Genomic DNA, 20,507 nt, shown 5'->3' on the forward strand with positions numbered 1-20,507 from the left:
CTCGCTTTCTGTTTTTACTTCCCATTCACCAACTTCAACTTCTCCTTTGACGGCGTTTCGTAGCGGATGTGCGTGTCGATGTCGGTCACGTAATACCCGCCGCCGACCGCGTACTGCCCGCCGAAGCGCGCATCATACCCGTAGACGCGGTACACTTCCCCAGGCTGTAAGATGCGGACGAACACAAGGCGCCCATCCTTCGTCCGTTTCCATAGATTGATCGGCTTTTGCACCGTCAAGCGGCCGATTTGCCCTTTTTTCAACTCCACGCCATCCCAGTAGACTTTTTTCACTTGGCCTGGAGGAGTGGTTGGCTTTCTCGGTTTCTCTTTTGGTTTCGATGGAGACGGTTTTTGCGGCGGTGCTGATGGAGGCGCTTCGTTTCCCGGTGGAGCTGTGCCGCCCGGCGGAACGCTCCCCCCAGGGGATGCTCCATCCGATGGACCACCGCTGCCCGGAGAGGTGCCGTTGCCTGGTGTTGCCCCTCCGTCATGGGACGGCGTTTCGCTTCCCGGAGAATCGCCGTTGCTTGGCGGCGTTGTCAACTTCCCTTCACGCAACTGCTTCGTCTCCAAATTTAGCACGTAATCTTTCGTATTTTTCGCAATGGCTCCACCGTCGTTTTTGAACACGGCTGCTTTGCTTTCCGCTGACGGTTCGATATGGATCGCCACTTCTTTTTGCTGCGGAGCCGGCGTAAAGGTGTAGACAAATGCCATCTGATCATTGATCGGCACCCGCTCGCCATTGATCGTCAAAACACCGTTTTTAATGGCATTGCCCTTGATCGTCACTTGACTCCCTTGTTTTTTCACCTCTTCGATGACCACCGGCATATCAATCCAGCGCAAAATGCGGTCTTCCACAACCATCGTATTGTTTCCTTCATTGTGAACGGTCACTTTCAAATCCGTGCCGATCGAGCCGTATCCATAATAACTGACATCATCATCCCCATTGTCTGCAGGCGTATGATCAGCCAGCCCTTCCTGATCCCACGACCCGCCTTTCACATACTTATACGTGATCGTTTCCCCTTCTTGCACTTCAGTTGTAAATTGCCAATCAGGCGTCACCGCTCCATTGCGCGACATTTCCCATGCCCCTGTGTTCCAGCCGTTCAGGCTGTTCGGAATCGTAATGCGGGCATCGAGCGGCGTATAATCCGGCGCTTTCACTTTAAAAATCACCTTCACCATCACAATGTCCGGCGTCACCTTGACCGTGTTCGACTCCACAACATTGCCGGCGCGGTCATACAACTTGACAACATACGTGTACTCGGTGCCGTTTTCGACATCGTAGTCTGTAAATGAATCGCCGATCGAAGTGGTTGTATGCACGATATCACCGTTGCGCTCGATGACTAACAAATAAGCATCTCCATCTTTTTTCCCAACAAACGTCCATGATAAATTCACTTGTCCGGATTCAACCGCAGGCTGCCGCAGCTCGATGGCGTCTGCTGGCGCTATTTGGTCGCTGCTGTCTGCCGCAAACGTCACTTGCTTCTCTGCTGTATACACCCATTCCTTGCCGAGATTGGTCGTCAGCGCATAACGATACGTATACGTCCCTGCGGCGAGCGGAGTGAAGGAAGCCCGGAACACGTTGGCGTCGCCGTCTTGTCCTTGGTAGGACGCTCTGTATTCTTTCCATTTTTCGTCATGCGGGCCTTTCACTTGCAACACCGCTTGCAACCCATCGGCTGCTCCTTTGCTTGTCACACCGTCGATGTTCACTTTGACATCGATTGGTTGCGGCTGGGACAAGTCGAGTGTGGCATTGCTTAACGTGGTCACGAACTGGACATTGTCGCTCGTCAGCGGATAATGAGGAACGACGCGATTCGTTTCCACCTTTGGCGACTCATTCCCGTTCTCATCGACGGCGGTAACGGCAAAGTAATACGCAGTCCCGTTCGCCAACGAATCGATCGTCACGGAAGTCTCGTTCGTTTCCACCGCTAACGTATAACCAGCCCCTTGAATGGTTGATTGGTACACCCGATACTTCGACGCTTGCCCTTCCCAAGTAAGCGTCACGCGACCAACCGCGGCGCTTGCCTCCAAACTTCTGACCGCGGCAGGTATTTTCACCGTCACCGTCCCAAACATCATCCGTCCATCCAGGGCCGGAATCGTGACCGTCAACGTTCCGCCAGCGACCGTGGCTTTCTCGCCATCATGCAACTCATCCGTGAGTACGGTGCCATTCGGAAGCAACGAAGCGACGTCAAGCGCCACCGTCTTGTCCTCATTGCCGCGGTTGACGGCAATGAGCGCCACTTCACGCCCGTATTGGCGGGCAAATACGTATACATCCCCTTGCGCATACACCGTCTTGATGTCGCCATGGGCCAACAACGATTGATGGCGCTGGCGAATGTGCCCCACTTTCTGATAATGGGACAACAGATTTTGATCTTCTTTGCCCCACGGATACGTGCGGCGGTTGTCTGGGTCTTTTGAGCCTGTTACTCCCGCTTCATCGCCGTAATAAATCGTCGGCGCCCCCGGATATCCCATCTGCAAAATCGCCGCTAGCTTGAGCCTCTTTTTCCCAAGTTCCTCATTATAATTCGGATCAAGCTCCGCCCGCTCGGATGAATCCGTTCCGTTCCCAAGCAGAAAGACCGCCCGCGCCGTGTCATGCGAACCGATTAAGTTCATCAGCGCATAAAACGCTTCACTTGGGTAGTCTTCTCTTATGGCCGTCAGCCGTTTGTCCGCCTCTTCTGCATTTCCGTTTTTCAAAAAGTCAAGCACCGCCCCGCGGAACCGGTAGTTCATCACGGAATCGTACTGGTCGCCTAGAAAATATTTCGATGCGTCATCCCAAATTTCCCCTAAAATGAGCGGCTGCTCCCTCTCTTTTAACGTCGGACCGCGGTCGTACGACCCTTGAAGCAATTCTTGGCGGAACTCGCGCCAAAACGCCGGATCCACCTCATTCGCTACATCCAACCGCCACCCAGAGGCGCCGCGGGCAATCCAGCTTTTCGCCACCGAATCCGATTCACGGAAAATGTAATTCGCGAGCGCATCGTTGTTTAATTCACTCGGATACGATACCTTCTCCCCTATCACGGACTTAAACTCAGGCAAGCTGTCATAGCCCCACCATGACTGATACTTATAACGACCATCGACTTTTTCGTTTTCAATATTGAACCAAAGATGAAACCCATACGGGCTGAACGTCTGTCCCTCTTGTTTGAACTTCTCTTCCACTTGTCTCCGCGCTTCTTCCTCGCTCAATCCTTTTTCATTCATCAAATCGTAAACCGCTTCCCAATATTCATACGCGCCGACGGTCGGATAGCGGTGGTAGCGGTCAAAGTAAATCGAATCGTCGGATACGTGGTTGAACACCCCGTCTAAGATGAGATGCATTCCCCGGTTCGCAAGCGCTTGCACAAACGATTGGAATTCTTCCGGGGAACCGAACATCGGATCCAATTCTTTGTAATTGCTCGCATCATATTTATGGTTCGATGGCGCATTGGCGATCGGATTTAAGTAAATCGTGTTCACCCCAAGCGACTGCAAATAATCCAACTTTTGTTCAATTCCGGCGATGTCTCCGCCGAAAAAGTCATTCGACCATTCGCCGTCGCCATCGTAGCCGCTCGTTCCTTTCAGGCGCGGATTATCGGGCAAATCCGACCAATCGCGATGCTCAATCGGCTGCGCCCCGCGTGCCTGCTGCTTGCTGTTGTCGTTGGAAGGATTGCCGTTAAAGAACCGATCCGGGAAAATTTGATACACAACCGCTTCTTTCATCCAGTCGGGCGTCCTGTAATCCGGATCATACACCGTCAACTGGAACAGCTCTGCACGGCTGTCCACGGCTTTCCCCCATTGCCCTTCTTGCGTATCTTCGCCGTATTCCACTTTCGTTCCGGCATCTTGAGCAATAAATTTATACCCGTACACCCCGGGCGTCGAAGGGGTGAACACAGCCTCCCAATATTCATCATCCCCGAGCACGCCGACTTTTTCCATCGTGTAGACGTTGGCCGTGCCGGTCGTCGTATTTTTCACATACACATCCGCTTTCGTCAAATCGCCTTTTTTCGCCGCTAAGCGAAGCGTCACCTTCGTTCCTGCTTTCACCGCCCCAAACGGCTGGCGGTACAACGTATCCCATGTATTGTGTTTTAATCGGTCTTTCTGAACAACACCGTCAGAGCCATTGGGGTTGTAGTCGGTGTACACCTCTTTTGTTTTCGCATTGAAGAAGAATGTAATGATCGTCGTTTCCAAAACATTTAAGCGTGCATTCTCTTGTGGGTAGCTCTCATTCCAATTGTTTCCGAGGACAATTTTATATTCATACGATCCTTTCGGCACCTGCGCCTTAAACGTGTACACCGAGTCAAAATCATCATCGGTCAACAGCGTCGTCGATGTCCCCGGAGTCCATCCGTTGCTCTCCCTCTCATAGCCGATGGCCGGCAGCACCGTCCCGACAAGACGCGGCTGTTTCTCCTTCGCAATCGCCGTATACCATGTCGAATCCGCGATCGCATGCGTCCGGTCATTGTAATAAAACGTCACCTCGGTTTGCCGATCCAGCTTCAACACCAGATTTGCGCCATTGCGCCCACCGGCGCCGTAATTTTCATCCCAGCTGCCGTTGACCGCAATTTTGTACTCATAGGTCCCGGCTGGCAGCGTCCCGGTGAATGTATAAAGCCCATTCCCTTCATCATGCATCCTCGTCGCCAATGCCCCCGGGTCCCATTCCGCCGTATGGCCCAACTCATCTTGCAAATTGCCGACTAGCGTGATCGTCCGTGGCTGCGAGGCCGTGGATTCGGCCGTCCACCGATGCTCCCCATTCCCTAGAGCGCTAGAACTTCCTGTTTCGTTCGCAGCGGCAACCGCCTGGAAAGGAGTCAATGCCAGCAACAACACCGATGCCAAAACCAATGATAGCATTCTCCTTGCCCTCTTGATCATCCCCTGCTCCCTTCTCCTTTGTTTGGCCAACTTCCTTCTCTCCTCTCCTTTTTATTTCTTTGTGCAATCGTTTGCACAAAATGGTTGGTGCAAACGATTTCATCAATCTTTATCTTATACCAATAAACAGAATATTTCAACTATATTCCCCTCTGTTTTTTTATTTTCGATTCACTCCTAACTCAAAATCGTTTAAATTCGATATTGAAAACGATCACAAATAAAAATTATAATAGACGTAACCGTTCGAGGTTTTGCTTCCTGTTTACTCTTTTTATGCAATCATTTCCCTTCATTTTTTGGAATCCAAACCGTCGAATGTAACATTTGATTAAGGGGGAAGGGCATTGTGCTAACGTTTCACCGCATCATTCGAAAAGGATGGATGTTCCTGCTCGCGTTTTTGCTCACTGCCTTGCTGTTCTGCCCAACCGGACAGCCCGCCAAGGCTGCCGCACCGTTTAACGGCACCATGATGCAGTATTTTGAATGGTACTTGCCGGATGATGGCACGTTATGGACCAAAGTGGCCAATGAAGCCAACAACTTATCCAGCCTTGGCATCACCGCTCTTTGGCTGCCGCCCGCTTATAAAGGAACAAGCCGCAGCGACGTAGGGTACGGAGTATACGACTTGTATGACCTCGGTGAATTCAATCAAAAAGGGGCCGTCCGCACAAAATACGGAACAAAAGCTCAATATCTTCAAGCCATTCAAGCCGCCCACGCCGCTGGAATGCAAGTGTACGCCGATGTCGTGTTCGACCATAAAGGCGGCGCCGACGGCACGGAATGGGTGGACGCCGTCGAAGTCAATCCGTCCGACCGCAACCAAGAAATCTCGGGCACCTATCAAATCCAAGCATGGACGAAATTTGATTTTCCCGGGCGGGGCAACACCTACTCCAGCTTTAAGTGGCGCTGGTACCATTTTGATGGCGTTGATTGGGACGAAAGCCGAAAATTGAGCCGCATTTACAAATTCCGCGGCATCGGCAAAGCGTGGGATTGGGAAGTAGACACGGAAAACGGAAACTATGACTACTTAATGTATGCCGACCTTGATATGGATCATCCCGAAGTCGTGACTGAGCTGAAAAGCTGGGGGAAATGGTATGTCAACACAACGAACATTGATGGGTTCCGGCTTGATGCCGTCAAGCATATTAAGTTCAGTTTTTTTCCTGATTGGTTGTCGTATGTGCGTTCTCAGACTGGCAAGCCGCTATTTACCGTTGGGGAATATTGGAGCTATGACATCAACAAGTTGCACAATTACATTATGAAAACAAACGGAACGATGTCTTTGTTTGATGCCCCGTTACACAACAAATTTTATACCGCTTCCAAATCAGGGGGCACATTTGATATGCGCACGTTAATGACCAATACTCTCATGAAAGATCAACCAACATTGGCCGTCACCTTCGTTGATAATCATGACACCGAACCCGGCCAAGCGCTGCAGTCATGGGTCGACCCATGGTTCAAACCGTTGGCTTACGCCTTTATTCTAACTTGACAGGAAGGATACCCGTGCGTCTTTTATGGTGACTATTATGGCATTCCACAATATAACATTCCTTCGCTGAAAAGCAAAATCGATCCGCTCCTCATCGCGCGCAGGGATTATGCTTACGGAACGCAACATGATTATCTTGATCACTCCGACATCATCGGGTGGACAAGGGAAGGGGTCACTGAAAAACCAGGATCCGGACTGGCCGCATTGATCACCGATGGGCCGGGAGGAAGCAAATGGATGTACGTTGGCAAACAACACGCCGGAAAAGTGTTCTATGACCTTACCGGCAACCGGAGTGACACCGTCACCATCAACAGTGATGGATGGGGGGAATTCAAAGTCAATGGCGGTTCGGTTTCGGTTTGGGTTCCTAGAAAAACGACCGTCTCTACTATCGCTTGGTCGATCACAACCCGACCGTGGACTGATGAATTCGTCCGTTGGACCGAACCACGGTTGGTGGCATGGCCTTGATGCCTGCGATCGCGTTGTAAAGATATTCCGCTCTATCATTGAGACAAAAAACACGGCCTTGCCCGCCATGAATGGCGGCACAAGGCCGTGTTTGATGTTACCATCCATTTGCTTGCTTCAACTTCTCCTTTGACGGCGTTTCATAGCGGATGTGCGTGTCAATGTCTGTTACGTAATACCCGCCGCCGACCGCGTACTGCCCACCGAAGCGCGCATCATACCCGTAGACGCGGTACACTTCCCCAGGCTGTAAGATGCGGACGAACACAAGGCGCCCATCCTTCGTCCGTTTCCATAGATTGATTGGCTTTTGCACCGTTTGATGATTGTACCGTGATTTTCTTCGCGAGGAAGTGAGACGAAATGACGATTTTCGACCTTTGAACCATTTCATATATGTCTCAAACATTCCTGGGTTACCATTAAATCCCTAGTTGAAATTCGTGTACAGTATATTTGCTTTTTGTCACAACTCCCGGGTGCCGCAATGTTTCATGCACGTTCTCATGATACAACCGAACGTTTTCATTCATGACCTTCCACTCAACCGATCGTTGATGGCAAAACCCATCGATATCATTGTCGAGATGTTTCACATAGCGATAGGGGCTAATGATCCCAATGCTGAGCCATGCTCCATTGCGAACCAACACGATATCCCCTTGTTCCATCGTATGGACAAACGCCCAGATTGCGCCAAGAGCGTTGCCAAGCTTCGCCCCCGAATAATGGTACACGTTGCGCAATCGCTCTTTCCGTTCATCTTTGCTTATGCCGTCCAAATTGCCAATCAGCGGCCAGCCAATCCCAATGACCTGGTCGCGAATGAATTCGTCGTACCGCTGAAAAAAAGCGGTACACGTTGATCGCCGTCAGCCAGTTTTTCTTGTCTAATTTTTGTCAGGCTCTCAGATATTACTGCTCCATTCATTTCGTCTACCCTATGCTTTTCTAATTTTTGAGCTGTTGTCTTCTTCGTTACTCCCATTTAAGAGTCCGGCTATTCCACATTTTCCAATATTCATTTTCTTTTAAAATTGAGTCATATACAGGAAAAAGAAAATCTCGAATTTTCTCCATGACGAAGGGAAACTGTAGATCTTCTTTTATACCCGTTCTTTGCAAAAATGCCTTCCACTGTTTGTTTCGGCTCTCATCTTCTGCAAAAGAAGATGAAAACACAGGATGTTCTTTTTCTAAATTCGTTCGACGTCTTTGAAAGGTTTCAAATATGGCTTCCCATAAAACACGTCCATCAAAATTCTCGGTTGATAAAAGCGTGAAAACATCATAAAAATCCTTCATTCTACTGTTGACAACAGATAGTGAGATCATCGCCTCAAACTTTTCAGCTATTACTGAATAAGTTGAGTAGACTCGAATCTCCGGGGGCTTCATATTTAATAAAGTAGGATACTGCATCTCTTGTGGTTTTGGGATCACGACATCACCAAATCCAATATCCAGTTGCAATTGCTTTTTTATTTTGCCAAGTGCTGCCGGAATTTTAATACGAATCCCTTCATAATCAGCACCCTCTTTAATTCGTTCAGCCGTAATGCCCTTTACATCAAATTCGACTCCATCTTCTTCAGTGGCTAACGCACAAATGGACTCAAACGCAGTTTTGATATATTGAATATCATTCGAAATTTGTCTGGCTAAAAAGTCAATATCTTTGGTTGGCCTAGATTTAAATTGTGTTAAGGAAAATAAAAAGAGACCGCCTTTTAGAACAAATTGATCCCGATAATGAGAAATGGAAAGTCGATATAGCAACCTTTCTTGAAAATACAACAATAAAATGAAATCAAAGGTTTTTCCGCTTTGTTTAGCAATATTCTTTAGTCTTTCTCCAACTGAAGCAGGTATATTTTTAATATTTCCCATTATAAAAGCACCTCTAAGTATTTTAATAAAACCGTCTTGATGCGCATTTTCTCAGCACATTCCACCAGTTTATTTATGTTTTTTTCAGGACTTTGTAAATAATTTCGCAAACCTTCTTTCATTAAATCGATTCCTATTTTTTCTCTGTATCGAATAATGTCGCAAATCGTTTTTTCACGATTATAAATGCTTATTTTATGGCCGCCTATTTCCACTTCTTCAATTCCATATTCAAACTGTTTTTTTGAAAAATAGAAAATTTTAATTGGCGGATAATCGGGCAAACTGGGTTTCCTTGATTTTCTTTCAATAGCAATTTGGTACTCCCACGGGTTATAAGTTGTTAACTCATAAAAAGACAATGCCGACAAAAGACAAAGAACACCATTCGGGATCACTTTTGATACTTCAACCACTTCTTCATTTTGATCATTTTCAAATGCAGCATAACGGTACAGCCCACGTTTTATCCTAATGATGTCTCCATTTTGCTCGAACTTTCGAATATAATATTTGCTCACTCCTTTTCTGGTTAAGTCTTCTGTCTTCGCAAATCCTTTTTGACGCACAAAAATATCTTTTATGATTTTGCTTACTTCTTTATTCATTCATGATCACCACTCTTTTCACCTAAAAGTCGGCATTTATCATTCATTGCAAACATTTCATATACTTATTCTCCATTATTCACAATATCCCTCTTTTTTTCACCTTAATGCATTCACTTATTATTATATGCCGACAATAAGTAAAATTCCTACCGTTATTTTCACATATAATACTGAACCATTTCGCTCATGAAAACGTGATCCACTCCACTCCCGGAAAGACATCGTGTTAATATGGAGGGAGAGACATGATCGGCTGGTTGCCTCATATATCGCCATTCAAGCAAAATAATGCCTATGGAGGCTCCATACCATACTGACTGTGTTCCAAACTGTCCTTGGTCAACCGCAATGTCTATGGCTACACTTTAACAGCGACGTCACTGCCACTGACTATTACTCCGTCAAATGATTTAAACTGTGAGCATCATAACACCTTCATTCATTACCAACTAACTTGAACGCTCTCCCCCTATGCTTGCACTTAGAGGCGGGAGATTCTTGGGAACCCCCGCGGCAGGCTATGAACCAAGCCATCCCCGTGCATCCCACGGTTCAGCGATCTTACGAAGACAGCGATTCATCCCCCACTTATGCTCACGCGTAGAAGTGGGGTCTTCTCAATTCGGAATGATAAGCATGCAAAAAGCGAGGCTGCCCCATTCATTCGGACAGCCTCGCTTTCTTGCTTACTCCCCATTCACCAACTTCAACTTCTCCTTTGACGGCGTTTCGTAGCGAATGTGCGTGTCGATGTCGGTCACGTAATACCCGCCGCCGACCGCGTACTGCCCGCCGAAGCGCGCGTCATACCCGTAGACGCGGTATACTTCCCCAGGCTTTAAGATGCGGACGAACACAAGGCGCCCATCCTTCGTCCGTTTCCATAGATTGATTGGCTTTTGCACCGTCAAGCGGCCGATTTGCCCTTTTTTCAACTCCACGCCATCCCAGTACACTTTTTTCACTTGGCCTGGAGGAGTGGTTGGCTTCTCCGGCTGCTTTGGCGGGTTGGGCTTTTCTTCCTTCCAAAGCGGCAAGGCAAATTCATATTGGGCAAATCCGCTCGGCAAGGCGGTGACATAGCGGATGCTGCCGTCTTGCGGCAAGTATTTTTGCGCTTCCGGCGACGATTCAAACGTGACGGTCACCGGCGCTTTCCCTTTCACTGGCGCAAACCGCCAGTTGCCATCCGCTGACGGGTTGATCGTTCCGTTTTCCCGAATGTAATCGATGATCACTTGCCGGTTTTCATCCGGCGCAGCCAAAATCGTGTTTTTCCCGCCCGGATTGATGATCCGGTTTGTCGTCGCCCGATAGTTGTTCGTTGCGACGATAAATTCCATGTTCGGCGTCACTGGCTTGCCTTCGAATTTCAAGTTTTTAATCCGATTCGCATTCGGATTGATCACATTTTGGTTTTTGTCGTATTTCGCCGGCTCGGTGACATCGATCTCGTACGTCACGCCATCAATAATGTCGAAGTTGTACGTCGGGAAGTCGTTGTTGATAAGCGGCTGAACGTCTGTCTTGTTCGGGTCGATTTGGTTGAATTGCCCCGCCGACCACTCAAGCCATTCTTTCAACTCGGCTCCCGTAATTTTCAACGCATACACCGTGTTCGGATACAAGTACAAATCGGCGACGTTTTTAATGGCGATTTCCCCTGCCGGAATATCCGTGTAATAGCTCGCCCCGCCGCGTCCGCCGGCTTTGAACGGAGCGCCGGCCGACAGCACCGGAAGGCCTTCATATTTCGTCCCTTTCAACATCTTTTCGACATACCATTTTTGCGCATTCGTGACGATTTGCACGGACGGATCGTCTTTGATAAGCGCAAAATAGCTGTTGATCGGGCTCGTTGTTTTTCCAACCGGGCTGCGGACGTACTGAATCGTCGCTTCATGTTCCGCTTGGATCGCCTGCTCCACGGCCGGGTCGCTGTCAACCAACGGCGTTTTCGTCGCCTTGTCGTACACCGGGCGAAGCTGGGCTTTCGCTTGCGTCACTTTCCATTTTCCATCGATTTGCTCAACCGTCAAATCAATAACCCCAAGCGTATCGCCCCACGCCCCCGGCATCGTCACCGGAACACCGTTGATCGTGCCTGTTTCATTGTTGATACCGTTCCCATCCGGAAAATCGGGCGTCGTTCCCGGAAGCGCCGGGAATTTTTTATGCTGGTGGCCGGTCAACACGGCGTCGACCCCCGGAATTTGCGTCAAATAATAGGAGGCGTTTTCCATATTCGGGCTGTTTCCGCCGGTCTCAATGCCCGAGTGCGATAGCACAACGATCAAATCGGCCCCTTCCGCTTTCATTTTTGGAATATACTTTTGCGCCGACTGCACAATGTCTTTCGCAATCACTTTCCCTTGCAAATTCGCTTTGTCCCAATCCATAATTTGCGGCGGCACAAAGCCGATGACGCCGATCTTCAGCGTATGCTTCTCCCCGTCTTCATCAACGACTTCTTTCGCTAAAATTTGATACGGCGTGAAATAGTTGACATCGTTATCCGGATTTTGGTCATGATCGTCACGGTACACGTTCGCATTCACGATCGGCAGCTTGGCATCGTCATACACTTCATTGAGGAAATCCAAGCCATAGTTGAACTCATGGTTCCCAACCGTCGCCGCATCGTACTTCAACAAATGCAACAGTTTCACCGCTGGATGCACTTCGCCGTCTTGCAGCGGCTTCACTTTCGCCACATAGTCGCCAAGCGGCGTTCCTTGAATCAAATCCCCGTTGTCAAACAGAAGCGTATTCGGCTGCTCAGCGCGCGCCTGCTCGATCAAACGCGCCGTCTTCGACAACCCAAACTCATTCGTCGGACTATCTTTGAAATAATCGTAGTTGACGAGATTCATATGTACGTCCGTCGTCTCTAAAATGCGCAGCTTGACGACATCTCGGTCTTCCGCGCCCGCTGCGGTCGGCAACACAGCCGGAGCAAGCAGCCCCAACGCCAACACCACGCTCGCCGCCGCGTATTTCTTCCGTTTTTTCAATGTCCATCCCCCTCACTCAGATCAAATCATTGTCATCTCTATACATATTACCATAAAAGCAACAAAATTTTGATAGAAAAAACCAGGCGTGTTGATTATCCAATAAAATCCAAAGGGTATAGAAAAAAGAGCACCTTTCCTGTAGAATGTGAGTAGCAACACAAACAAACCCAGGAGGTGCTCTCTATGAACAAGCATACCACACTCCCGAATTTGATGCAAAAACTTGTTTCGGATGAAGAGATTCAACTGATTGCCGAAGCGGTTGGGTATCGTGATTCGTCTCGAACCTTTACGTTGCGCGAGTTGATTCACTTCTTCCTGCTGGCCGCCATGCATCAATGGAAAAGCTTTCGCCACGGAGCCGATGTGGGGCCTCTGTATGGATTGCCGCGATTCCATTATTCAACTGTATCCAAGAAAGCGAAAGAAGTTCCCTATGACATCATGAAACGCTTGTTGGCGTTGATCATTTCCAAGTGCAACCGCCAAACCCGCCGTTCGCTTCGGTTTCCCAAACCGCTTCGGGTGGTGGATTCGACGACCGTCACGGTCGGGAAAAACCGCCTCCCATGGGCTCCGTATCACGGCGAACGCGCCGGAGTGAAGCTGCACGTCGCGTATTCGCCGGAATCCTCGCTGCCGGCAGACGTGGTGGAAACGACCGGACTGCGTCACGATGGCCCAGTGGGAGAACAGTTGACGAACGCTCAACAAGTGCTGGTGGAAGACCGGGCGTATTTCAAAATCGAACGCCTCGATCGATTTGTGGAGCAGCATCAGCTGTTTGTCATTCGGATGAAGGACAACATCGAACTTCATCAGAAAAAAAGCTTGAAACGCCTTCCGAGCGCATCTTCATCGGTTCAAGCCGACTTCACGTGCCAGTTGGGGACGAAACAATGCCGATCGACCAAGCGTCACCGGGTGGTGATCTTTCGAGATGCAAATGGCCGCGACATTCGGGTCGTGACGAATCTCTTCCATGCGTCTGCGGAAACCATTGCCGACATGTACCAACAACGTTGGACCGTTGAGGTCTTTTTCCGCTGGGTGAAGCAATATCTGAATGTCCCGACCTTGTTTGGCACGACGGAAAATGCGGTATACAACCAACTGTTTGCGGCATTCATCGCATATGTGCTGTTGCGATGGCTGTATGATCAAACCAAAAAACAGACGAACGTCTCTCTTTCCTTCATTTCGTTCGTTCGCCGTTTTTTCTCTGGGCAGCTTCCTCTCGATTGGAAATCCGGGATGGCCGCTGCTTTGTTTGAGTATGCCCAAATTTATGGAAGGCGTATGTATAATTTTGGATAATCAACACTCGTGAATTGAATCATTATTTTGTTTCTCATCTTTTTTCTCCTTTAATAGTTTCTACCTGAATCCGTGAAAGAAGTGTATCAAAAATGCTGGGAAACCCAATCGTGTCGAGACTTCGACTCCATTTCGAATGTTCACCTATTAGGTGAAGAACCCCGAGTGCAATATTTTGTTGATTGATCCAGTTTTCTTGGCAGCTTTGAACGCGTCTTTATCACGGATTCAGGTTCTATTAAAATATACGCATCTTACCAATCTATTGAGGGGTTTGCTCTATTCTCTTCTCATTCTTTATTTAAATACTGAATAAGGAACTTTCACTTCCGGCATTCCCGCTGCATAAGGCGCCACTTCGTATTCATAAAACTTAATAACGATTCCATTCGCGGTAAAATAGAACGGACGTTGGCTGTTAATCTCTATACCAGACAACTCTTCTGTAAAAATGGCCTCGCCGCGATTTGCCCGGTTTGTTAAATCAGTAATCGCATATTTTTTAATCTTATTCAAAGCCGACTGGCTTTTTGCCACATCGCTTAAATACAAACGCTGGCCAGTCAAAACGTTAAAATTATACGCGGTTACTGTAGACATTCCATGTGCGCCGCCAGTATACATATAATCGTAAATTAAAATGCTAAGCAGATTGTTCTCATTATATTTCACTTCATAGGACATTTTATATTCGTAATCTAACATAGATTCTGGAAAATCCCCGCTATATTGCTCACGGTGTTCTTGTTCCGTTCGTTCTAGTTCCATATAAGCGTTATAAGAGGCACGAACGTGCTTTGCAAGTGTTTCATTAATTTTATCTTGGGCAGATTTGCTGATTAATCCTGTCACTTGAGGGTAATCAAAAGTATCCTTATAGGTGCGTTTAATAATTTTTACTCCTAACGCCTGCAGCTTTTCTTTCGATGGAGTCTGATATTTGACCCGATTGTCCCGATCAATAAAATATCCGCCGCCAAGGCCAAGTTTTCCTGGTAGAAACGTATAGATGCGGTACACCTCACCCGGATTTAATTTGCGAACTACTTTTTTTGTTGTTCCATTCAACTTGTAGAGCTCTGTCGGCTTAATGATGGTAGCTTTGCCAATCTGTCCTTTCTTTAATTCCATTCCATCCCATAGTACTTTCGCTAAAGCTTCATTATAAAAAGGACTCGCGAACATAAATAAAAAACAAACAACTACAGACGTAATCCACTTTTTCACGAATATTTCCTCCCCACAAAGATGAAATAAACAGGTGATAATAGCACCATAAAAATTTTACCTCATTTTTTATATAATTGTAAATGTTTTTTATAGATAAGCTACCAAAGTAAAAGATAGCACCGCTACTAAATCGGTACCGTCAAGAATTTTGTGTAATGTAATGGGGTAGGGTTTCTCTGAAATGGATTTGGAATGAATAGGGAACTAGTTTCCTCCACACAGGAGACTGAATATTCAGTCTCCTGTGTGGAAAGGGAGAATCCCCCTATTTTGTTTATTTACAGTATTTGGTTAATGATAACGTTCTTCAAACATTCGCTCGAGGGCTTCATGCGCTTCGGCAAATCCTCGCAACTTTCGCCCTGCCCATTTCTCATTAAAATCTTGAATGGTTAAATACACGACTTTTTCCGCGGCTTCTAAACTGCTCAAACTGTTCATCGGCTTTAGACGTTTCCGAATCTCTTTGATCGTTCGTTCGATGACATTCGTCGTGTAAATCACACTTCGAATACTGCTTGGATCATCCATAAATGTAAGGAGGACATCCAACTCATTGGCCCAAGATTGAACTTCTCTTGGATATTTGCTGGACCATTTCGACTCAAACTGTTGAAACATTTGTAACGCCATCTCCTTATTCGGCGCGCGATAAATCAGCTTGAGATCCTCGGCCACTTCGAATTGGTCTTTTTTCCGAACACGGCTGAGGGTGTTGCGGACTTTGTGCACGACATAGCGCTGCACATCGGCTTTCGGATACACCGCCTTAAAGGCTTCCTCCAGCCCCGGAAGGCCATCGAAGACGCCAAGAAGCACTTCCTTGACGCCTCTTTGGTAGAGGTGTTGAAGAATTTCCTGCCATACATAGGCGCTTTCTTGTCCTCCCACAAAGAAATCAAGAATTTCGCGATATCCTTCTTCGTTCACCCCTAACACCACATAAATGACTTCTTTCTCCACGGTTTCGCGACGAAGTTTTACGTATAAACCATCCAAATATAAGACGGAATAACGCTTGTGCAGTGGACGAGTGTGCCATTTCTCGATGTCTTCCTTCACTACATCGGTAATACGGCTGATCGTTGCAGGAGAATAGGCATTGCCTAAAATTCGTTCAATAAACTTGCCAATTTCACGCGTACTCATGCCACTTTGATACATCCTGATGATGGCTTCCTCAAGCTAGCCGGTGTGCCGTTGGTAAGGAGCAAACAACTGTGTTTGAAATTCCCCGTTTCGGTCTCTTGGAACCAAAAGACCCTCAATCCGGCCATATTGCGTATCTAGATTTCGCTGATAGTAGCCGTTTCTCATATTCGGCGTTCCAGCCTGTTCGATTTCAAGGAAATGTTTGATTTCTTCCCGCATAATCAGTTCTAATTTTTCTTTTACAAACTGACGAATGGCATTTTCCAGTTGATTTGCCCAGTCTACATTCGGTATACTTTTAGACATAGGTAGGGTTCTCCTTTCTCTAAGATTTTTGGTCCAATCAGAGAATACCCTACCTTTTTTCTTTTGTTCTAGCAAAATGCTTTACACAAAATTTTATACATCATCAGTGACATACTCCCACCACCTACGCTTCGCTTAGAGGTGGGGGCTTCTCGGGTAATCCCATCTCATGATGGGAAGTTGACCGAGCGATCCCCGTGTGCCCCACGGTTCGAGGACAAGTTAGACGATCGCGAATCGTTTCATGCCCTCATGTTTGATATTGATGGCCGCATTGACGTCCCTGTCGCTCTCGAATCCACATTCACAGCGGAATGTACGCTCAGAAAGCGATAGAGACTCCTTGACTCGACCGCAGCACGAACACGTTTTGGACGAGGGGAACCATTTGTCGATTTTGATCAGTTTCTTCCCCTGTTCTTCCAATTTGTACCGAAGGAAAGAGGTGAACATGCCCCAGCCGTTGTCATGAACGCGTTGACCGAAATGGAGGGCTTGGGACATTCCCTTCATGTTGAGGTCTTCGATGACCACGCAATCATACCGTTTCGCTAATTTGTGCGACTCCTTATGCAGAAAGTCTTTTCGTTGGTTCGCAATTTTTTCATGCAGCTTTGCCACTTTCAGACGCTGTTTATGCCAACGATTCGAGCCTTTCTTTTTACGAGACAATTTACGCTGTTCTTTCGCTAATGTTTCCAATGCTTTGCGATAGAATCGAGGATAATTGGCTCTCTTACCCTCGCTATCGACATACAGCGTACTCATGGAAAAGTCAAGCCCAACCACCGTTTGTACTTCTTTTGGGGCAGGTTGATGTTCGTACTCTGTGAGAATAGAAATATAGTATTTTCCTGTTTTGGTTTTCGTGATCGTACAAGACTTGATGATATGGTGGGCAGGAATCTCCCGGTGTTGCTTGAGCTTGATCCATTTCAGTTTGGGCAGCTTGATATAGCCATCTGAAAGCTTGATGTTGCCATTTACCACATTTGTGGTGTACGACTGTTTCGCCTTGCGGTTTTTGAACTTGGGAAATCCAGCGCGGCCAGAAAAGAAGTGTTGAAACGCTTTCTGCAAATTCAATTGGGCGTTTGCCAGCGCAAGGCTGTCCACTTCTTTTAGCCAAGGAAACTCCTTTTTGTACTTGGCAGGGGTCGGACATGTTTGCTGTTTCAAGGATTCTTGATCGTCCTTGAACTTTTCAAACATTTGTATGCGCTCTTCAAGCATTTTGTTATACACGAAACGGACACAACCGAAGGTTTTGGCGAGCAGTTGTTCTTGTTCTTTTGTTGGGTATAGACGGAACTGATAGGCTTTGTTTGCCATATCGACACCACATCACTTCATACCTTGATTTTCGATATATTTTTTCTATAACTGATTATATTGTAATACACAAAAAAGAGACAATTTTAGGCTATACCTAACCGAAATTCATCTCCCACTTTCACTTCGTTTAGAAGTGGGAGACTTCTTTCGGAAAGATGTTAAAAGAAAATCTCTATTTTCCTCTCTTCTATCCATTTAGCGAAATTTGCATTTTTAATTTCTGTATGGAATGACTGTCCATCTAACGAATAAATGACCTTCCTTGACTCGTTTCGACCGCTGCTGTGCACAAAAGCATAGATTTCTTCGGAGCTTAATTTCGTATTTTGAATGGATAATTGTAGAATACGGTCATAAGACAGCAGGATGTATTGCTCTTTAAACATCAAAAAATCATCGACACCTAATATTCGAAATAAACTTTCGTTATTTACAAAAGTATTATACATCGTATATACACCTTTGCCGTCATCACTACATATATAGGCAGGACCGTAGTACTGATGAACAAGCAATAATGAGAAAAAACAAATAAAGCGCTCTCCTGCATTATTTCCGTTATGTAAAATGATTTGTCTCAATTTCGGAAGATCCGAAAAAGAGGATAATTCACATCGTTCCAGATTATTAATAATATCTCTATTTACTCTGAAAGCTTCCAAAGCTAGTTGTTTCATCGCATCAAATATGTATTGCTTTTTCGTCATTCCTTTTTCTAATTGATAAATGGTTTCCATCGATATAATGTATAGCTGTTTCTTCGCCGATAATTGTTTGAAAAGCTCAAAGTAATAATTATTATACCGTTCCTTTGTGGGTATATTCCTAAAAGACTCTTCTAACACTACATCAGGAATAAGAAAAACCGGGGACTGATGAAACGCCTGCAGCAAAAGCGGCAAATTTGATATTTGTTTTCTTAATTTCGTTAAGATCATATTATCTAACATATAAAATGCTTGATGTTCATTTAGTGACTGGTACAGTTGGACCGTATTATCTGAAATAAACGGGCGAACGGATTCTAAAACAGGGGAATCGAGGACCTTCATCCTTTCGTCCCCCTTTGATCATGCACTGACGCCAACACTTGTTCATATAGCTTATCATAAGATTTTTTAATCGATTGAAGATCCTCCTCATACATCAATCCTTTTGCTTTTTCATACAATTCATCAAACCCGCTGATGTTTATTGTATAACTAGGCTCGAAAAATGATTTGTCTATATCATGAGGAATACGATTTCTATAATCATAGTCCAATGCATTTTTCGCTTCGTTAATCGTGATCAATTCGTTTTGAGCAAGTTTAACAATTAACGCTTTATACGGGATCTGGAAGATACTGATTAATCGCATAATTTTTTCTGGGAGAGATTGTTTCGTATGAGCAGTTTCTAAAAATTGAAAGCTTCTTTCTAACACAAAGTCATTAATTAAAAATTCGGAAGCGAAGAGATTAGGAAGCCGCTCTTTTTCATCATAAATATGATCAATCATGATAAAATTTTGGTCAGGGTTCTTAATTTTATCTCTGTCAAAAAAGAAATGATAAAACTCGTGCGCCCACATGAAATTTTCATATATTCTCGGCTGTGCGGTATTAATATGGACATAATAATCACCGTTATAGTAATACACAAGCCCACCATAGTCAGCATTTTGAATCGGAAACTGCAATACATTTGCATGCTCGTAAAGATAAGTTTTTATAAAATCAAGCGGCTTTACATGAGCAAGAGGATCTCCGAGGGAGTAAATACGGTCCATCGCCTTTTTAATTTTCGGCAAATGTGTTTTGTTATGCTCTAGAATCATTTCAAGATTATCTTTTGCAATCAATGGACTACCCCCTTGGATGTTCGGAATTTGTCACTGATTTTAACACATCGATCAGTTCAACAAATTCGCTGAAAAGATGCATGCCCTTTTTGAATTCTTCGTCCTCTGCACCGTGAAACGAAAGGGCCACATAATTCATAAATGAATCAGATCGGCTACGGTCAAACGTTTTTTCTTTGAATTCCATATCTGCCTTGTAAAAAAAGAACGGATCTTTAATGCGGAATAGCTTATTGATCTTTGCAACATACTCCTCCACATTTCCTTCGCCTTTCAAGAAATTATAATAAGCTGTCTTCTTAATACCAGTGCGTTCCATCACCCATGAATGTTTAATGCCTTTCCCTTCTATATATTTTTTGACATTCTGACCTACAATTTTGTTTGTATTTACCATACACTTCACCTCCCGTATATCTAACTCATATTTCGCAACCTTTGCATAATATACAAAAAATGACCAAAATATTCGCATAAAAATAAACTTTTATACAGATATTGTAAAATAACTAATTTTTATTCGATGAAATCAGGTTTATTTTGAATTTTTATTCAAGGTGCGAAATGTGAGATCTAAAATGACGAATCCAACCTTGAACATCCCTGCGATGCTCAATGGGATGATCCGTGTGGAGTTTTCATCAAACTTTTGACCTTGCTTCTACAATCAATTATAAACTGAGAACAATTGATTTTCCATGTATTTTTCCTCAAAAAGCGGAATATATGATTAGTTTATGTCAAAAATCATGCAAAAGTTCTTGATTAAATTCATTTTTTCCTTAAAAACGGGAATAAGGACGTCCTTCCGTTAATGCAAAAAGGCGCCCCAACGTTTGG

At 45.7% G+C, this 20,507-nt stretch carries 11 protein-coding genes and 3 pseudogenes; 2 read left to right on the forward strand and 12 right to left on the reverse strand.

The window, feature by feature from the left end; genetic code table 11:
- Positions 1-14: 14 nt before the first annotated feature.
- Positions 15-4,946: an alpha-amylase family glycosyl hydrolase gene (locus NSQ51_RS15115; RefSeq protein ID WP_233434095.1), complete on the reverse strand. Its 4,932-nt coding sequence runs from the start codon at positions 4,944-4,946 to the stop codon at positions 15-17.
- A 406-nt stretch (positions 4,947-5,352) separates the two neighbouring features.
- Here NSQ51_RS15115 and amyS point away from each other — a divergent pair.
- Positions 5,353-6,966: pseudogene (amyS, locus tag NSQ51_RS15120) on the forward strand (alpha-amylase).
- A 97-nt stretch (positions 6,967-7,063) separates the two neighbouring features.
- Here the strand turns inward: amyS and NSQ51_RS15125 are convergent.
- From NSQ51_RS15125 to NSQ51_RS15145, 5 genes and pseudogenes are all read right to left on the reverse strand, one after another.
- Positions 7,064-7,285: pseudogene (locus NSQ51_RS15125) on the reverse strand (multifunctional 2',3'-cyclic-nucleotide 2'-phosphodiesterase/5'-nucleotidase/3'-nucleotidase); the annotation flags it as partial.
- Between the two features lie 103 nt (positions 7,286-7,388).
- Positions 7,389-7,748 (reverse strand): hypothetical protein, encoded by a 360-nt coding sequence (locus NSQ51_RS15130; protein ID WP_014196820.1) that lies wholly within the window; start codon positions 7,746-7,748, stop codon positions 7,389-7,391.
- A gap of 196 nt (positions 7,749-7,944) precedes the next feature.
- Positions 7,945-8,856 (reverse strand): nucleotidyl transferase AbiEii/AbiGii toxin family protein, encoded by a 912-nt coding sequence (locus NSQ51_RS15135; protein ID WP_014196821.1) that lies wholly within the window; start codon positions 8,854-8,856, stop codon positions 7,945-7,947.
- Positions 8,856-9,464 carry a type IV toxin-antitoxin system AbiEi family antitoxin domain-containing protein gene (locus tag NSQ51_RS15140; protein ID WP_033014861.1) on the reverse strand — a complete coding sequence of 203 codons (609 nt, stop codon included), beginning with the start codon at positions 9,462-9,464 and terminating at the stop codon, positions 8,856-8,858. Before NSQ51_RS15140 ends, NSQ51_RS15135 begins: the two co-directional genes overlap by 1 nt.
- Before the next feature lie 689 nt (positions 9,465-10,153).
- Positions 10,154-12,481 (reverse strand): bifunctional 2',3'-cyclic-nucleotide 2'-phosphodiesterase/3'-nucleotidase, encoded by a 2,328-nt coding sequence (locus tag NSQ51_RS15145; protein ID WP_121650139.1) that lies wholly within the window; start codon positions 12,479-12,481, stop codon positions 10,154-10,156.
- Positions 12,482-12,667: 186 nt separating this feature from the next.
- Here NSQ51_RS15145 and NSQ51_RS15150 point away from each other — a divergent pair, with 186 nt between their 5' ends.
- Positions 12,668-13,801, forward strand: coding sequence for an IS4-like element IS5377 family transposase (locus NSQ51_RS15150; protein ID WP_339239654.1), 1,134 nt, complete (start codon positions 12,668-12,670; stop codon positions 13,799-13,801).
- A 297-nt stretch (positions 13,802-14,098) separates the two neighbouring features.
- On the opposite strand, the gene NSQ51_RS15155 is transcribed toward NSQ51_RS15150, so the two are convergent.
- The 6 genes and pseudogenes from NSQ51_RS15155 to NSQ51_RS15180 all read right to left on the reverse strand — a co-directional run bounded on the left by NSQ51_RS15155 (position 14,099) and on the right by NSQ51_RS15180 (position 20,064).
- Complete coding sequence (locus NSQ51_RS15155) at positions 14,099-15,028, reverse strand: DUF3298 and DUF4163 domain-containing protein (RefSeq protein ID WP_033017510.1); 930 nt, start codon at positions 15,026-15,028, stop codon at positions 14,099-14,101.
- Positions 15,029-15,322: 294 nt separating this feature from the next.
- Positions 15,323-16,489: pseudogene (locus tag NSQ51_RS15160) on the reverse strand (IS256 family transposase).
- 222 nt (positions 16,490-16,711) lie between these two features.
- On the reverse strand, positions 16,712-17,821 hold the full coding sequence (locus tag NSQ51_RS15165; RefSeq protein ID WP_049625974.1) for an RNA-guided endonuclease TnpB family protein: 1,110 nt from the start codon (positions 17,819-17,821) through the stop codon (positions 16,712-16,714).
- A 161-nt stretch (positions 17,822-17,982) separates the two neighbouring features.
- Complete coding sequence (locus tag NSQ51_RS15170) at positions 17,983-18,876, reverse strand: hypothetical protein (RefSeq protein ID WP_121650203.1); 894 nt, start codon at positions 18,874-18,876, stop codon at positions 17,983-17,985.
- Positions 18,873-19,667 (reverse strand): ImmA/IrrE family metallo-endopeptidase, encoded by a 795-nt coding sequence (locus NSQ51_RS15175; RefSeq protein ID WP_121650204.1) that lies wholly within the window; start codon positions 19,665-19,667, stop codon positions 18,873-18,875. The genes NSQ51_RS15170 and NSQ51_RS15175 overlap by 4 nt, the downstream gene beginning before the upstream one ends.
- Before the next feature lie 4 nt (positions 19,668-19,671).
- Entirely contained in the window at positions 19,672-20,064 is a 393-nt protein-coding gene (locus tag NSQ51_RS15180) for a hypothetical protein (RefSeq protein ID WP_121650205.1), read from the reverse strand.
- Positions 20,065-20,507 lie beyond the last annotated feature (443 nt).

The organism is Geobacillus sp. FSL K6-0789 (assembly GCF_038593135.1).
GTDB lineage: Bacteria > Bacillota > Bacilli > Bacillales > Anoxybacillaceae > Geobacillus > Geobacillus stearothermophilus.